Origin of the sequence: Lachnospira hominis (ex Hitch et al. 2025), assembly GCF_040096395.1 — a bacterium.
Classification (GTDB): Bacteria; Bacillota; Clostridia; order Lachnospirales; family Lachnospiraceae; genus Lachnospira; species Lachnospira hominis.
Window position 1 is genome coordinate 267,716 of sequence record NZ_JBBMES010000003.1, and the last position, 16,736, is coordinate 284,451.

Sequence of the window (16,736 nt, forward strand, 5' to 3'; positions counted from 1 at the left end):
TTTGTTTAATAAAAATTTTATTGACGTAGATTATGTAGTTTGATATTATTTAATAATACATATAATGTACTAATATTTTTTAACATATCGAAATTGATAAATTTATGTAATTATATATGGAGTTGTTATGAAAAAGCTGTTAAAAGATAACCTTGTTAAAAGAATAGTTTTCTCGGGTATTGTATTGATATTCGTATATTGGATATTTAATAATCTTGCTATGTTTGGTTCAGTTATTGGTAATTTTGTTGGAATTATAATGCCATTTATAACCGGACTTGTTATAGCTTTTATATTTAATGTTCCTATGCGTTTTATTGAAAAACATCTTTTCAAAGGAGAAAAATTTGAAAAAAAGCCGCGTATCAAAAGATTATGTTCGTATCTTATAACATTAGCTGCTATTATTTTCATAATGACAGTTGTGTTAATTGTGTTGATACCACAGATTGGAAAGACGATTGCAGAGATTATTAAGGTTATTCCGGTGGCAGCGGCTCAGCTTCAACAGTGGGCTGTTGGTAAGCTTGTTGAATTTCCTGAGATTGAAGAATATATAAAAGGAATCAATATTGACTGGTCAGCTCTGCTCCAATCCGTAGCATCTTTTCTTACAGATGGAACTAAAGGTGTCATATCCGGCGGCATTGATGCTGTCAGCGGAATAATATCAGGTGTTACAACATTTTTTATTGGATTTGTTTTTTCAGTATATGTATTATTTCAAAAAGAAACACTTGCAAGACAATTGAAAAAAGTAATGTATGCACTTATGCCTGAACAGACCAATAAAAAGATTCTTGAAGTTATGCAAATTGCGGATACAACATTTTCCAATTTTCTATCCGGACAATGTCTTGAAGCATGTATACTTGGAAGCCTGTTTGTTATAAGCATGACGATATTACGAATGCCATATGCAGTGCTTATTGGTGTTCTTATAGCAGTTACGGCTTTAATTCCTATTGTAGGTGCGTTTATAGGGTGCATAGTTGGAGCACTGCTTATATGTATGTCTAATCCGCTTCAGGCGTTGGCATTTATTATATTATTTCTCGTATTACAGCAGATAGAAGGAAATCTTATATATCCTCATGTGGTAGGCAGTTCAGTAGGACTTCCCGGGATATGGGTACTTGTTGCAGTTACAGTCGGTGGAAGTCTGTTTGGTGTTGCCGGAATGCTTACTTTTATACCATTATGTTCGGTTGCATATGCTCTTTTCAGGGTATATATTAACAGAAAAGCAGATGAAAAATCAGTTAAAAACACTGAAATATAGAGTTTGGTGGAAGAAATAAAATGAAGGTATCAAAAATTATCAAAAATTTTTTTGGACATTTGACAACAATTAATGAGCATAGATTTCTGGTTATGAAACATTGTTTCCGTGTCGGACTGTATAAGCAGGGGCTTACACATGATTTGTCAAAATATTCACCGACGGAATTTATACCGGGAGTTAAGTATTTTCAAGGAGACAGAAGCCCCAATAATGCACAGCGTGAGCATGAGGGGTATTCATCAGCGTGGCTTCATCATAAAGGAAGAAACAGACATCATTATGAATATTGGATAGATTATTCCTCAAAAAAAGATACACCTGAGCTTGTAGGAATGAAGATGCCGTTAAAATATGTCATTGAAATGTTTTGTGACAGGGTTGCAGCAAGTAAAACTTATAATAAAGAAAAATATACAGATGCAGATTCTTTAAAATATTATATGAGAGGAAGAGGGCATTATGTTATACATCCTGATACTGATGAACTTCTTCATAAGCTGCTTGAAATGCTTGCACAAAAAGGTGAAGATGAAACTTTTTCTTATATAAAAAAGGAATTACTTACTAAGAAAGGATATTGATTATGGCTGCAATGACAGAGATTGAAGCTTATTATAACAAGTTTAATGAAGAAAAAAGACTTGATTCGAGACATGGAAGGGTCGAGTTTAATACATCAATGAAGTATATACATGATTATATTAACGAGTGTAGATATAGAGGAACAGCTGACAGTAATATACATATATTAGATATAGGTGCGGGAACCGGAAGATATTCAGTTCCATTGGCAGATGAAGGCTATGATGTTACTGCTGTTGAACTTGTAAAGCACAATCTTGGGATTTTGAAAGCAAAGAAAAGTTCAGTAAAAGCCAGACAGGGAAACGCATTAAATTTATCAAAGCTTCCGGAAAATTTTTATGATGTAACACTTTTATTTGGTCCAATGTATCATCTTTTTGATGAAAATGACAAGTTAAAGGCATTAAATGAAGCAAAACGTGTCACTAAAAAAGGCGGTGTTATTCTTGTAGCATATGTTATGAATGAATACGGGGTTATTACATATGCTTTTAAAGAACGCAATATACTTGATGTAATGAAAGATAAACGTCTTACTGATGATTTTCACACAATTAATTCAACAAAAGATTTGTATGATTATGTAAGAATTGAAGATATTGACAGATTAAACAGCAGGTGTGAAGGCATAGAAAGAATTAAGATTCTCTCGCCGGATGGTGCTGCAAATTATATGAGACCATTTCTTAATAAGTTAAGCGAAGAGGAATTTACGTACTTTCTTGATTATCAGCTTGCAATATGTGAGAGAGCTGATTTAATTGGTGCAGGTGCACATACAGTAGATATTTTAAGAGTGAAATAATTAAAAAAACAGGCAGAAAAAGTAAAGAAAAATATTGACTTATATATTGTAAGTGCTATAATATAATCAAACATATGAATGATTGTTCATATGAAACAATGAATAAAAGTTAATCAGATTTTGCTTCGCAAAACAAGGAGGACAAATCCTCTGCTCCCAAGAGTGGTCGCATTTGTTCTTCGAAAAAAAAAGGAGGCTAAATCCTCTCCTCATCAGTGGATTCGGATTTTGCTTCGCAAAACAAGGAGGATTATTATGAAGAAGACTTACAAAATTGAGGTTGATTGTGCTAACTGTGCTAACAAGATGGAAGAAGCAGCAAAAAAGACTGCAGGAGTTAAAGATGCAGTAGTCAATTTTATGACACTTAAAATGAATGTGGAATTTGAAGATGGTGCAGATATAAAGGCTGTTATGCAGGATGTTTTAAAGAACTGTAAAAAGGTTGAAGATGATTGTGAGATTTACATCTAATCATTTCATTTAGAAAGGGTGATTGTATGACTAAAAAACAGAAAAAAGTTCTGATAAGAATTATAATTGCATTTCTTTTACTTATTGTTTTACATTTTGTTCCGGTAAAAGGATGGCTTAGCCTGGTTTTATATCTTGTTCCATATTTTGTAATAGGATATGACATTTTAAAGAAAGCATTTAAAGGCATTTTAAACAGACAGGTATTTGATGAGAATTTTCTTATGGCAGTTGCAACTGTAGGTGCTATTATTCTAGGTGAGTATACTGAAGGTGTAGCGGTTATGCTTTTTTATCAGATTGGCGAACTTTTTCAGAGTTATGCTGTAGGTAAAAGCAGAAGAAACATCAGCGAACTTATGGATATAAGACCTGATTATGCTAATATTGAAAAAGATGGAAAGCTTGAAAAAGTTGACCCGGATGAAGTTGAGGTTGGAAGTATTATCGTTGTTAAGCCTGGCGAAAAGATTCCTATTGACGGTATTGTTGAATATGGAACAACAACTCTTAATACGGCTGCCCTTACAGGCGAAAGTCTTCCAAGAGATGCAAAAGAGGGTGACGAGGTAATAAGCGGCTGTATCAATATGACAGGGCTTATAAAAATTAAGACAACAAAAGAATTTGGTGATTCTACAGTTTCAAAGATTCTTGATCTTGTTGAGAATTCAAGTTCAAAGAAATCACGTTCAGAGAATTTTATTACCAAATTTGCAAGATATTACACACCGGCGGTTTGCTATGGTGCATTGGCACTTGCTGTTTTACCACCGATTGTCAGTCTTATAATAGGATTTGACCCGGCGTGGAATCAGTGGATATACAGAGCACTTACTTTCCTTGTAATAAGTTGCCCTTGTGCTCTTGTTATAAGTATTCCGCTAAGTTTTTTTGCCGGAATTGGAGGTGCGAGCAAAGAAGGTGTTCTTGTAAAAGGATCTAACTATCTTGAGGCATTGTCAGAAGCAAAATATATTGTTTTTGATAAGACAGGAACACTTACAAAGGGTGTATTTGAAGTCGCTGGAATTCATGATGCAGTAATTCCGGAAGATAAGTTGCTTGAATATGCTGCTTATGCGGAAAGCTTCTCATCACATCCTATAAGCAGAAGTCTTTGTAAGGCTTACGGAAAAGAGATAGACCAGACCAGAGTTTCAGATGTCAATGAGATAAGCGGCGAGGGTGTTACAGCAGTTGTTGATGGAACTAGTGTTGCAGCTGGAAATATAAAGCTTATGAAGCGTCTTGGCATTGAATGTAAAGAATGTGGCAGCGTTGGAACTGTTGTTCATGTGGCAGTTAATGGTTCATATGCAGGACATATTCTTATATCTGACCAGCTTAAACCGCATACAAAGCAGGCTCTTGAAGAGTTAAAGAAACTTGGAATGAAAAAACTTGTAATGCTTACAGGTGATGCAAAGAGAGTAGCTGAAAGTGTTGCAAAGGAAGTTGGAGTTACAGACGTATACAGTGAATTGCTTCCTGCCGATAAAGTATCAAAAGTTGAGGAACTTCTTGAAAAGAAACCGGTAAAAGAAAAACTTGTATTTGTCGGTGATGGAATAAATGATGCACCGGTACTTTCGCGTGCTGATATTGGTATTGCCATGGGTGCACTTGGTTCAGATGCAGCGATAGAGGCAGCTGATATTGTATTGATGGATGATGATCCTTTAAAAATTTCAAAAGCAATTCATATATCAAAGAAATGTATCAGAATTGTATATGAAAATATATATTTTGCTATTGGAATCAAGATAATATGTCTTGTGCTTGGAGCTTTAGGTATTGCCAATATGTGGGCTGCAATATTTGCAGATGTTGGAGTTATGGTGATTGCTGTATTAAATGCAATACGTGCATTAAATGCCGGCAAATGATAAGATTAAGAAACGGAGTGACTGGATGAGAACAGAGGATATTAAGCCTATTAAAGTTGGCAGAACTGAAGATGCAGAGACATGCGATGCAATTGAGGTTCACAGCGATTTATTAAAGATAGTCAACACAACACTTCCGGAAGAGACAGAATTATATGATTTGGCTGAACTGTTTAAGGTGTTTGGGGATTCGACCAGAATAAGAATACTGTTTGTATTGTTTGAAGCAGAAGTATGTGTATGTGATCTTGCAGCTGCACTGAATATGACACAGTCAGCTATTTCACATCAGCTAAAGATTTTAAAACAGAGTAAACTTGTAAAGAGCAGAAGAGAAGGCAAATCAGTGTTTTATTCTCTTGCGGATGGTCATGTGAGAACAATAATTGCACAGGGAAGAGAACATATAGAAGAAGATTTATAAAAACAAAAGTAAAAATTAAGATTATTATAAAAACGGCGTATCAGTTCACATCAGTGAGTGATACGCCATTTTTGTCATGGAGATAAGGAAAGTGCTGAGTATTAATATAATCTACATATGAAATTTTGCTTTTTTGTAAAATATGACGGAGAGAGTAGTTGCTATTGACCATCCTATCGGCCATGCACACCATATTCCGGTTGAGCCGAATTGTTTTGAAAGGATTATAGCAAGAACAACTCTTAATATGAGGTCAGTAAATGTTGTTATCATAAATCTGCTCATGAGTCCTGCACCTCTTAAAATTCCGTCAGCGACAAGTTTTGTCGATACAACAAAATAAAATGGTGATAATATACACAGAAACATAATTCCGGTATGAATTGCTGTATTTGTAGGATTATCAAGAAACAGATATAAAAGCTGTTTTCCTGCAAAGAAATATAAAAGTACCAGTGGTATGCTTATAATCCAGACCATTTTGAGCCCTGCCTTAAATCCATCACGGATTCTTTCGCTTTTACCAGCACCAAGATTTTGTGCGGTAAAATTAGAAATACCATTTGCGAGAGTTGTAAATGATGTTATGACAAGATTGTTTAATTTGACGGCAGCAGAATATCCGGCAATAGTTCCGGCACCGAATTCATTAATTACACTTTGGATAATGATATTGCCTATTGAGATAAAACTTTGCTGCAAAATACTTGGAATAGCAATTTTTAAAAGTTTTACAAGTATGATGAATGAAAAAACAGGACATCTTTGTTGGACTTTTATTTTCGATAATCTTATAAATACTACAATTACAGCAAGGACGGCACTTATGCCCTGACATATGAATGTTGCCCATGCAACTCCGGCAATACCCATATTAAATGCTTTGACAAAAATTATATCAATAAAGATATTTGTTACGGAAGACACGGCGAGAAAAATAAAAGGTGTTTTTGAATCGCCAAGAGCGGAGAATATTCCTGTTGCCATATTGTAAAAGAACATGAAGGGAAGTCCGTATATGTATATATCAAGATAAAGTTTTGAATCGTTAAGAATTGCAGATGGTGTTTTTATAAGTTTTAATAAGTTACCACAAAATAAGACACCGAAAAGCATAAGTACGGCACAAAGTACGGCAGTTGAAATCATTGCCGTGTAAACAGAAGTTTTCATGTTCTTGTAATCCTTCGCACCAAAAAACTGTGATACAATTACTGAACAACCGATATTGCAGCCGAATGCAAATGCAATAAATATGAGTGTGATTTCGTAACTGTTACCGACAGCTGCAAGTGCATTTTCGCCGATAAATTTGCCTGCAACAAGGCTGTCAGCGATGTTATAAAGCTGCTGGAATATGATGCTTGCAAATAGTGGCAGACAGAATTTCCAAAGGACAGATTCCGGTTTGCCTACAGTTAAATCTTTGTTCAATGTATTTTCCTCCTCATAATAAATAAGTAATTATTTGTAGTTATATTAAAATGTTCTTAGTTAGTATAATTCATTCAACTTTTTTGTCAAATAAAATTATAAAATTGTTGAAAAATAGATGAAAAAATTATAAAATATATACGTATTTTTTAAATATTATATGGAGGAAAAAATGGAACAATTTTTTAAAGTCAAAGAACATGGCTCAACTGTAAAGATTGAGGTTATGGCCGGTATTACAACATTTATGGCCATGGCTTACATTCTTATGGTAAATGCCGGTATGTTCGCAAATCTTGAAGGAGTTTCATACAATGCAGTTTATATTGCAACAGCTCTTTCAGCAGTAATTGGTACATTTCTTATGGCATTTCTTGCGAATCTGCCATTAGGACTTGCATCAGGAATGGGGCTTAATGCGTTTTTCGTATATACAGCCTGTTTTACATTTGGACTTTCTTATGCTAATGCATTAGTATTAGTCCTTCTCGATGGTATTGTATTTACAATTCTTACAGTTACCGGAATCAGAGCCAGATTATTCTCAGCAATTCCAGATTGCGTAAGAAAGGCAATTCCAGCAGGTATTGGTCTGTTTATTGCATTCTTAGGTCTTCAGAATGCCGGTATTGTTGTGAATGATCCTTCAACATGTGTTAATCTTGCTTCATTTAATGTATTAAATGGTAATGCAACATGGGCAACTATAATGCCGAGACTTGTTACTATCGCAGCAGTAATTATTATTGCAGTTATGACATACAAGAAAGTAAAAGGTTCAGTTCTCTGGGGAATTCTTGGAGGAACAGTTTTATATTATGTTCTTGGTATCACAGTTCCGGGATTTTATAATGGCTTTACAGAAAATTTAAGCTTTAATCCATTTAGTGCTTTTGGTGCATGGGCTAATGAATCTTTCTTAAAAGTATTTACTGATGGATTTAATTTCTCTGGATACCTTGCAAATCATTCAACAGCAGACCTTGTTCTTATCATAGCAACTACAGCACTCGCTTTTTGTATGGTTGATATGTTTGATACACTTGGTACACTTTACGGTGCATGTTCAAGAGGCGATATGCTTGATAAGGATGGTAATGTTCCTAATTTTGAAAAAGCTATGCTTTCAGATGCAATTGCAACATGTGCAGGTGCTATCTGTGGTACATCTACAGTTACCACATTCGTTGAGTCTTCATCTGGTGTTGCTGAAGGTGGTCGTACAGGTTTATCTGCATTTACAACTGGTGTTTTATTTTTTATTGCAATGTTTTTAAGTCCTGTTGCAGCTTTAATTCCAAGCAGTGCAACAGCAGCAGCACTTATTTATGTAGGTGTTCTTATGATGGGCGGGGTTACTAAGATTGACTGGAATGATATTTCAGTAGCAGTACCTTCATTTCTTACAATTGCATTTATGGCATTTACATACAATATCAGCTATGGTATTGCATTTGGTATGATTTCATATATTTTCATTATGTTATTTACTGGCAGAGCAAAGGAAATAAAGGCATTTGCATGGCTTATTGCCGTATTATTTACACTTATGTTCTTCCTTACTCATTAATTGAAGACTAAATATAATCATTTTAAGTTTAAAGGCGGTAATCTCTAGTGGGATTACTGCCTTTAATAATTTATAATATCTGGGGACTTTCTTATGGTTTGACGTATTTCAAAATATTGGTATAATAAAAGATATAAATGAGATTGGAGAATTTGTATGTCTGCAAATGGAAAAGAAAAGATTATTGAATATCTGAAGAGTAATATTCTGGTTACTGATGGTGCAATGGGAACTTATTTTGCATCATTGTATGATACAAAAGAACCACCGGAATATTGCAATATTAAGGATAGTAAAAAAATATATGATATACACAGACAGTATATTGAAAAAGGTGCTAAGATTATAAGAACAAATACATATGCATGTAACACATTTACACTTAATTATGAGATTGAAGATGTTAAAGAAAGTATTAAATGTGCATGTAAAATTGCAAGAGAAGCTGCAAAAGGACATGAAGATATTTTTATTGCCGGAGATATTGGACCTATAACATATAATCATAATGATATGCAAAAGCAAGTTAGTGATGAGTATGTAGTTATTGCAAAAACTATGATAGAATCAGGTGTTGATGCTATTGTTTTTGAAACATTTCCTGATATGGATGATATAAAAGAAGCTTTAAAATATATTGCAGAAAAAGGTAACATTTTTGTTATTGTGCAGTTTGCTGTAAATCAGTTCGGATATAGCAATTCGGGACTTTCTGCTAAAAAATTGATATCAGATGCATTAGACTGTGAATATACGGATGCTGCCGGACTTAATTGTGGTGTTGGTCCTGGGCATATGTATGGAATATTTGAAAAACTGGGTATTAATACCGTAAAATATCTTACGGCATTGCCTAATGCAGGCTACCCACAGTCAGTCAGCAACAGAATGGTATTTGCTGCAGATAATTCTGAATATTTTTCTGTTAAAGCATCAGATATGGCAGAAAGAGGTATTAATATTGTAGGTGGATGCTGTGGAACAACACCTGAATATATAGCTAAACTTGAAAATGCAGTAAAAAATATGCATCCGGTAAAACATTTTAGCGAAGAGCATGAGAAAAAAATTATGTTTAAGCCGATAGATAAGTCATTTTATAAAGATAAATCAGGCAAAAAACTTATAGCTGTTGAGCTTGCACCGCCAGTTGACAGCGATGATGAAAAGCTTATGGATGCAGCACATATTCTGCAAAAGAGCGGTGTTGATGTTCTTACATTCCCTGATTCTCCGTCAGGACGAACAAGGGCAGATTCAATTCTTATGGCAGAAAAGGTTCATAAAGAAACAGGGATGACTGTTATGCCGCATATATGCTGCCGCGATAAAAATGCTATTGCTATGCGTTCGCAGCTTTTAGGTGCACATCTTAATGATATAAATAATTTTCTTGTTATTACAGGAGATCCTATACCATCAATGGTAAGACAGTCAGTTAAGGCTGTTTTTAACTTTGATTCAGTTGGTCTTATGAATATAATTAAAGATATGAATGAGAGCCAGTTTGAAAATTCACCTATTGTATATGGTGGTGCAATTAACCAGACACGAAGAAATCTTGATGTAGAAATATCGAGGGTAAGAAAAAAGATGGACGCCGGAGCAACATTTTTCCTGACACAGCCTGTATTTGATGATAAAGGCATTGCACGTTTAAGGCAGATAAAGCAGGAAACAGGTGCAAGGATTCTTTGTGGAATAATGCCATTTGTAAGCCTGAAAAATGCCATGTTTATGAAAAATGAAATGACAGGAATTGAAGTATCGGATGAAATAATTGCACGTTATAAAGAATGTGTTACGAAAGAAGATGGCGAATCGGTTGGTGTTGAAATTGCAAAAGAAGTAATAGAAAAAACTTCAGATTTTGTAAATGGTTATTATTTTTCATTCCCATTTAACAGAGTATATCTTCTTGAAAGAATTATATAGAATTGTAATAATTGCCAGGATGTTGTGTATACACATTTCTGGCAATTATTTTTTGACAAACTAAAAGCACTTCCCGGAGTAGAAGTGCTTTTTAGTTTAGTGTTTATTATTTTCTAATAGGGAGGAGAAAAATCAAAGAACTATGTCTTTGAACAATTATTATAGTACAGTAGAAATGTGTCTAAAATAAGACTTTTCTCTGAATAAAAAATAATAATGATTAAATTAATCATAAGAAAAACGTAAACAAATTATAAACTTTACTTGTAGAATATAGATATATTATGTTATAATAAACATAAATTAACGATTGTATTGTTACAATTGATGAGCGTGTTAGAATTAAATATTGATATAAGTGAGGTTTTTGTAATGAATGATGCACAGATTCGTTATTTTATCGAAATGGAAAGAAAAAAAGGCACAACTACGGATGAACTTATATTTATTCTGAGTGATAATGGAATTCCAATATACGAGATTTCTAATTATCTTGATATTTCAGTTAAGCATGTTGAAATGGTGCTTTCTGATGGCTAAGATTTATTTGTAATTGGATAACACATAACTTCGTCAAATCCGGGTTTAACGAAGTTATTATTGGATTAAATTATATAACCCTGCATTTTCTTAGTCTATTGTTAGATTTTTCTTATATCTGTTATATTGAACCTGCCTTAATGCAATCATGTTTTCAATTCCCATATTTTTAAGAGTTGCATTGAATGAATCAAGTTCTGATAACGGCACCAAACAGTATAAATCCGAACTTCAATTCAAAACGCAAAAATTAAATTCGGAGGTTACTTATTATGAAAACAGAACTTAAAAACATCAGTGCTTGAGGCAGACTGCATTATGATTTTCTTTACCGCAATAATCGGACGGTCATCAATGTTATGCGGCTAAACGGAACCCTAAACAATTATCTTGCTATGTGCTCCGAACAGTCCGAAAAACAGGCTTAAGAAAAATGAAACCCATTTGTTCTTAGGCATTATTATCTACCATCCATTCGATTTCATATTCCACCCCAGTAAGAGATCCTACATTTAATATGTAATCCTTAATGGTATCTTTGGCCCTTTGTGTAGCCTGTGACAACAAAGCGGTATTGCTTTCAGCTTTCGCTTTCATATCTTCCTGAGCTTTCTTTTGCGTCTCTGCACGCTCCTCGGTAGTTATTTTTGTGAACCAGCCTGTTTCGGAAACCGCCTCCGAAATAGACGCAACATCAACATCCACACCCAATATTGTTGCATTCGGGACATAAACTTTTACTTTATTACCGTTTGGCTCTATTTTCACCTTAGAAGCGTCAATGCCCAATTTGACTATCCCGTCATATTCGATCCACGCTTTTTTATAACCTATGTTTCCAAACCACTTTCCTATACCCGAAGAATCCTGCTTTAACTCGCTTGTGTTATGATAATAGCACTTTAGCGTCGCTAATTCGCATATTGCTTTTGTTTCTGAGAAATCCGCTTCCTTTTTTTCGCATCCTGCAAGCGGCAATGCTATTACCAACGATAGTATTAACAAGAGTATTTTTTTAAACATTTTCTTTTCCTCACTTACCACATAATTTTGTATCCTGCTTCTTTTAAAAGCGGTGTTAAGAGTGCAGTTATTGAATCCTGTAAGTTTGATTTGGCAGTTTCTACAAGCTTTTCATTTTGATTGGCTTCTTTCAGCGCATCCTCTTTACAATATGATAATGTATCTTTTAACTTAGCCGTGGCGTTTTCAGGTATCGTGCTGATTGAACCATCATTGATTATAACGTCGTTAATTTTAATTTCGGGTATAATTGGCGTAACAGACTTATTTTTTCTATCAATTTTAAAGTCAATATCTTTGGCATCTATTCCAGCCTTCACTGTGGAATCGTATTTTACAGAATAATCAGTTTTTTCCGGATTATTTTTTTCAGGTATGGATACAACGCCGTTGTAACAAAACTCCCCCGTTGAAAGTTCGCTTATAGATACTACTTCCCGTAATGTTGAAGTCGTGATGATTGTTCTTTTAACCGATGGCCCAAAGAAAATGAAAGCAACAATGACAACGACTATTATCGCTACCGCTGCAATTATTGATTTTAATAGTTTTTTGCTGAGCTTCATTTGTTTTCCTCCTAAAAATTAAGCGATTATTGTTTTGAAATAATTGCAATTAAAGCTTAGTCAACAATTCTGCCTTTTTATTACTGAATTCTTCCTCTGTAATAATGCCATTATCCTTTAATTCAGATAACCTTTTTAGAGTTTCAAAGACATCGTTATCTCGTGAGGTTTCATGCGGTTGTTTTTTTGTAAATAGTCCTGAAATGCCGCTTATTGTTTTTTTACCACTATCAACAAATTTGGATTTAATATCTTTTTCTTCAGCGGAATTATCAGCAGTAATGTTTTCGATTTCAATAATGTCTTTTTCCAAGTCATCTTCTGTATATCCAAAAGCTGCACTGTCGAGCGTTTTTTGCAGACGATTGGCCATAGGCATCATGGACGCAAAATTTATACTGCCTGATATAACACCGCCAATTACTGGAATCGCTTTAGAAAAGCTTTGTGCCACGGTGGTTTTTGTAACCTTGACACCTATTGCTTTCCCGATTTGCTTAACAATTGGATACCAAAAAGTTTTTGTTAAAGCTTTTTGAGGTAATTTTTTAAGTGTTGTTTTTGCAATCTGTGTAGATAAAACCCGTACCCCCGACACAGCACCGGAAACGCCAAACATAACACCGCAATATAGCAGCAGTTGGTTTTTTACTTTTTCATCATCAACCTGACCATCTCGCCAAAGATCTTGTGCACCATATAGGTAAGACAATTCTTGTGCCAACCTTAACGACATACCAAAAACTGTAGTACATCGGCCGGTATAGTGGCAGCCATTGCCAATCCACCGGGAATTCCGGCAGCAAACGAAGCAACGGAGGATTGGCTTGTGCGTTTCAATATCAGTTTGTTTGAAATAGCAGCTAATTTTTCTTTAGATACTTTTGCCTCTACCGGTCCGAAATCCAAAACATCTTCTGTAGCAAAAGTTTCAGCCAGAAACTTATCACGGCTGACTTTCACCCCGGGGATTTATACCGCTGAAGTAATAATATTTTCTAATGCTACTTCTTTTCCTGCATTGTTTTGTTCAGTCATTGTTAACATTGTTAAGCTTATTTTATATGTAATAAAACTGCAATATTACTAAGCACATTATACCATATCGTTTTCTAAATAGCAAATTAGGTTACACTAAATCACTTATGGCTCATATGCATTCGCGAAAATTACAAGCTCTTTTTCGGACGAAAGAATTGTCCGGAAAGGAGCATTTTTTATGGAATTCCTCATTCAACGTAAACCATTATACTGCAAAATAAGTGACAAATACAATGACAATGTCATTTGTTATGCCGTGTCGGAGATGGTACTATGTCATTAAACCGTTACTCGGTCGAAACTCCGGAGGTGGCATTCTTGAAAAAAGACCTTGACGGCCTTAATGGTGTGTACAGAGATATTGCCGATGAAATCGGTGTTGAAAACGCATTGGCGATATACAGGTTGTTTCGCGGAACGCAAATTTCATTCCCGAGCAGATTGTTTTCAAAGGAATACATACACAAGGCCATTATCAGTGAATATGACGGCAATAACATACCGCAATTGGCACAAAAGTATAACTACTCTGAGCGAAGCGTATGGCGCATCCTAAAAACAATGAAATAAATCTTAGGGGGATATTATGAAAAATAAAAAGAAAATCATTATTATATCGGCAGTCGGTGTTGCCGTTTTGGCGGTGGTATTGGTTTTAACGCTTGTGTGTTTTCACAGCTGGGCCGATGCCACCTGTGATGCACCGATGACCTGCAAAAAATGCGGCAAAACAAAAGGTGAAGCATTATCACATGAATGGATTGCAGCAACCTGTAAGTAAGCGAAGCATTGTTCACGGTGTGGGCTTACCGACGGCGAACCGCTTGCACACAGCTTTAACGAAGCGACTTGCAAATTACCGAAAACCTGTTCGGTCTGCGGCACTACAGAGGGGGAGCCTATCGGTAATGCCGTCAACGACTGGAAAATCACCAAAGCAACAAGCTGTTCGGAAGAAGGATAAAGAGTCGGCACTTGTGGCAGTTATAGTACCTGTGGCTGAATACTGGCATCCGCCAAGAGTAATCTTTGTTGGACCGCTTACTGCTATTTCTAAGGCATTGCCGTCATTAAAACGTACCCCATGAGCTGCATCATTATATTTAAATGCATTTTTAGTTCCAACTTTGATTGTAAGTCCACCATAAGATATGTCTTTTTTTCCGTCTGTGTCTGTTGGAACGATTGAACCATCCCTGAAATCATAGAATTTCTTCAATGATTTTACAGAAAGGCAAGGAACATATGTCTGACCTGTAAATGAAATAGTGATTGTTGTAGCTGTTTCACCTGTATAATTAAATGAAACAGAGTAATCATCTTCATTGGTATAATTTGAAGCATTGTGATAACAATCTTTTGTTTTAGCTTCTTTTGTCTCTGTGTAAGAACCATCTGCACTTGAAGCTGTTATAGAACCAGACTGGGAATACTGACAGCCACCGAGAGTGATTTTTGTAGAACCATTTACTTTGATTTCAAATGAGTTACCATCCTTAAAAAGTGTACCATGGGAACTACCATGATAGTTAAATGCATTCTTTGTACCTACTTTGATTGTTAGATTTCCGTAAGTAATGTCAGATTTACCGTCTGTATCGGTAGGAACGACAGAACCATCTCTGAAATCATAGAAAGCGTCACCGTCTTTCGTCTCAGATGTCAGTCCTTCGGCTTTGACAGTCTGTGACGAGAATGAAACTCCGGCAGGGATTGCCAGTGATACCGCCATAATCACGGCAAGTCCCGCAGAGAGTTTCTTTCTCAGATTTCTGCTTAATTTGCTCATAAAAAGCCTCCTTTTTTATAAATTTGGGTTCGCCGGATTCCTTTACGATTGGATTGTATTTATTGGCGTACCTGTTTTTATTAATATTATACAAGAAATTTTATATAACAAAAGGTTCACTTTTTTCATGGTTCAAAATTTTCCAAAAATCTGCAAAGCCGTATATTTACTGCGTTAAGCGTTACTCTTTTCAACGAATCTTTCAAGCTGTTTTTTAGCCGCACCACTTGTGATTATATCTCTTGCCTTTTCTATTGCATCTTGCATTGTGAGGTTATCAGAGGCAAGATAGATTGCTGCACCGGCATTAAGAAGCACTGCATTCATTTTTGGACCTTCTTTTCCGTCAAGAATTTCACGGGCAATTTTTGCATTTTCTTCCGGCATGCCGCCGATAAGATCTTCTTTTTTGCATCTTTTAAGTCCAAACTGTTCAGGTGTGATTTCATATGATTTGAATTCATCGCCCTTGAATTCGCAGACCTTTGTAGGTGCAGAAAGCGAAATCTCATCAATAGAATCTGTTCCGTAAACAACCATAGCACGTTTTACGCCCAGATTTTTTAGAACGTGTGCAAGCGGTTCAACAAGATCTTCACTGTATACACCAAGAAGCTGCATTGTTGCACCGGCAGGATTTGCAAGAGGTCCGAGGATGTTAAAAAGTGTCCTGATTCCCATTTCTTTTCTGACACCACCGACAAATCGCATGGCTGTATGATATTTCTGTGCAAAAAGGAAACATATGTTAATTTCTTTTAAAAGCTGTGCACTGAGTGCAGGGGCAATATCAATTTTTACACCGAGAGCCTCAAGGCAGTCAGCAGTTCCACATTTGCTTGAAGCAGCTCTGTTGCCGTGCTTTGCAACAGGAATTCCGGCTGCCGATGTAACTAGTGCAGACAATGTTGATATGTTAAATGTGTTAGAACCATCTCCGCCGGTTCCCACAATTTCAAGTACATCCATATCATTTAAAAATCTTTCACAATGGGCACGCATAACCTTTGCTGCCGCTGTTATTTCACCGATAGTTTCGCCTTTCATGGCAAGAGCAGTTAAAAATGATGCTTTCTGTGCATCAGTTGCCTGATTTGTCATAATTTCTTCCATAACATCAGACATCATTTCAGAACTTAAATCCTTACGCTGAACCAATAAACTAATAGCTTCTTTAATCATAATAATCCTCCTAGTTTTTCCGAAGGAAAAATGCGACCACTCCTGGGAGCAGAGGATTTGTCCTCCTGGTTTTTCCGAAGGAAAAATGCGACCACTCATGGGAGCAGAGGATTTGTCCTCCTGGTTTTTCCGAAGCAAAATCCGTTTTTATGCAAATAAAAAAGTCCCTGACCGAAAAACATATACAATGCTTT

General features: G+C 35.6%; 19 protein-coding genes. 12 read left to right on the forward strand and 7 right to left on the reverse strand.

The window, feature by feature from the left end; genetic code table 11:
• Nucleotides 1–127: 127 nt before the first annotated feature.
• The 6 genes from WMO38_RS04780 to WMO38_RS04805 all read left to right on the forward strand — a co-directional run bounded on the left by WMO38_RS04780 (nt 128) and on the right by WMO38_RS04805 (nt 5,462).
• Nucleotides 128–1,282, forward strand: coding sequence for an AI-2E family transporter (locus WMO38_RS04780; RefSeq protein ID WP_349161742.1), 1,155 nt, complete (start codon nt 128–130; stop codon nt 1,280–1,282).
• A gap of 20 nt (nt 1,283–1,302) precedes the next feature.
• Entirely contained in the window at nt 1,303–1,866 is a 564-nt protein-coding gene (locus WMO38_RS04785; RefSeq protein ID WP_021866295.1) for a DUF5662 family protein, read from the forward strand.
• Between the two features lie 11 nt (nt 1,867–1,877).
• A complete protein-coding gene (locus WMO38_RS04790) occupies nt 1,878–2,675 on the forward strand; it encodes a class I SAM-dependent methyltransferase (RefSeq protein WP_349161778.1) in 798 nt (265 codons plus the stop codon).
• A 255-nt stretch (nt 2,676–2,930) separates the two neighbouring features.
• Nucleotides 2,931–3,149: a cation transporter gene (locus WMO38_RS04795; protein ID WP_349161743.1), complete on the forward strand. Its 219-nt coding sequence runs from the start codon at nt 2,931–2,933 to the stop codon at nt 3,147–3,149.
• A gap of 26 nt (nt 3,150–3,175) precedes the next feature.
• Entirely contained in the window at nt 3,176–5,038 is a 1,863-nt protein-coding gene (locus tag WMO38_RS04800) for a heavy metal translocating P-type ATPase (RefSeq protein WP_349161744.1), read from the forward strand.
• Between the two features lie 25 nt (nt 5,039–5,063).
• On the forward strand, nt 5,064–5,462 hold the full coding sequence (locus WMO38_RS04805) for an ArsR/SmtB family transcription factor (protein ID WP_021866291.1): 399 nt from the start codon (nt 5,064–5,066) through the stop codon (nt 5,460–5,462).
• Nucleotides 5,463–5,573: 111 nt separating this feature from the next.
• On the opposite strand, the gene WMO38_RS04810 is transcribed toward WMO38_RS04805, so the two are convergent.
• Nucleotides 5,574–6,896 carry an MATE family efflux transporter gene (locus tag WMO38_RS04810; RefSeq protein ID WP_349161745.1) on the reverse strand — a complete coding sequence of 441 codons (1,323 nt, stop codon included), beginning with the start codon at nt 6,894–6,896 and terminating at the stop codon, nt 5,574–5,576.
• A 172-nt stretch (nt 6,897–7,068) separates the two neighbouring features.
• Between WMO38_RS04810 and WMO38_RS04815 the strand changes: the two genes are divergently transcribed.
• The 3 genes from WMO38_RS04815 (at nt 7,069) to WMO38_RS04825 (ending at nt 10,941) form a co-directional block, all read left to right on the forward strand.
• Entirely contained in the window at nt 7,069–8,466 is a 1,398-nt protein-coding gene (locus tag WMO38_RS04815; RefSeq protein ID WP_349161746.1) for an NCS2 family permease, read from the forward strand.
• A gap of 156 nt (nt 8,467–8,622) precedes the next feature.
• Nucleotides 8,623–10,401 (forward strand): bifunctional homocysteine S-methyltransferase/methylenetetrahydrofolate reductase, encoded by a 1,779-nt coding sequence (locus WMO38_RS04820; RefSeq protein WP_349161747.1) that lies wholly within the window; start codon nt 8,623–8,625, stop codon nt 10,399–10,401.
• Between the two features lie 372 nt (nt 10,402–10,773).
• Nucleotides 10,774–10,941, forward strand: coding sequence for a hypothetical protein (locus WMO38_RS04825; protein ID WP_186836729.1), 168 nt, complete (start codon nt 10,774–10,776; stop codon nt 10,939–10,941).
• A 90-nt stretch (nt 10,942–11,031) separates the two neighbouring features.
• Here the strand turns inward: WMO38_RS04825 and WMO38_RS04830 are convergent, their stop codons facing one another.
• From WMO38_RS04830 to WMO38_RS04845, 4 genes are all read right to left on the reverse strand, one after another.
• Complete coding sequence (locus WMO38_RS04830; RefSeq protein ID WP_349161748.1) at nt 11,032–11,154, reverse strand: hypothetical protein; 123 nt, start codon at nt 11,152–11,154, stop codon at nt 11,032–11,034.
• A 237-nt stretch (nt 11,155–11,391) separates the two neighbouring features.
• Complete coding sequence (locus tag WMO38_RS04835) at nt 11,392–11,985, reverse strand: DUF4230 domain-containing protein (protein ID WP_349161749.1); 594 nt, start codon at nt 11,983–11,985, stop codon at nt 11,392–11,394.
• On the reverse strand, nt 11,979–12,530 hold the full coding sequence (locus WMO38_RS04840; protein ID WP_349161750.1) for a DUF4230 domain-containing protein: 552 nt from the start codon (nt 12,528–12,530) through the stop codon (nt 11,979–11,981). The genes WMO38_RS04835 and WMO38_RS04840 overlap by 7 nt, the downstream gene beginning before the upstream one ends.
• Before the next feature lie 49 nt (nt 12,531–12,579).
• On the reverse strand, nt 12,580–13,254 hold the full coding sequence (locus tag WMO38_RS04845) for an SHOCT domain-containing protein (protein ID WP_349161751.1): 675 nt from the start codon (nt 13,252–13,254) through the stop codon (nt 12,580–12,582).
• A gap of 42 nt (nt 13,255–13,296) precedes the next feature.
• On the opposite strand from WMO38_RS04845, the gene WMO38_RS04850 reads away from it, so the two are divergent.
• From WMO38_RS04850 to WMO38_RS04860, 3 genes are all read left to right on the forward strand, one after another.
• Nucleotides 13,297–13,620 (forward strand): hypothetical protein, encoded by a 324-nt coding sequence (locus WMO38_RS04850; protein ID WP_349161752.1) that lies wholly within the window; start codon nt 13,297–13,299, stop codon nt 13,618–13,620.
• 224 nt (nt 13,621–13,844) lie between these two features.
• Complete coding sequence (locus WMO38_RS04855) at nt 13,845–14,141, forward strand: Mor transcription activator family protein (protein ID WP_349161753.1); 297 nt, start codon at nt 13,845–13,847, stop codon at nt 14,139–14,141.
• Nucleotides 14,142–14,157: 16 nt separating this feature from the next.
• Complete coding sequence (locus WMO38_RS04860; RefSeq protein WP_349161754.1) at nt 14,158–14,352, forward strand: hypothetical protein; 195 nt, start codon at nt 14,158–14,160, stop codon at nt 14,350–14,352.
• A gap of 75 nt (nt 14,353–14,427) precedes the next feature.
• On the opposite strand, the gene WMO38_RS04865 is transcribed toward WMO38_RS04860, so the two are convergent.
• The gene (locus WMO38_RS04865) at nt 14,428–15,360 is read right to left on the reverse strand and encodes a hypothetical protein (protein WP_349161755.1); all 933 of its coding nucleotides are present in this window, start codon (nt 15,358–15,360) and stop codon (nt 14,428–14,430) included.
• Between the two features lie 174 nt (nt 15,361–15,534).
• Nucleotides 15,535–16,542, reverse strand: a complete 1,008-nt coding sequence (gene trpD, locus WMO38_RS04870) for an anthranilate phosphoribosyltransferase (RefSeq protein ID WP_349161756.1) — start codon at nt 16,540–16,542, stop codon at nt 15,535–15,537.
• Nucleotides 16,543–16,736 lie beyond the last annotated feature (194 nt).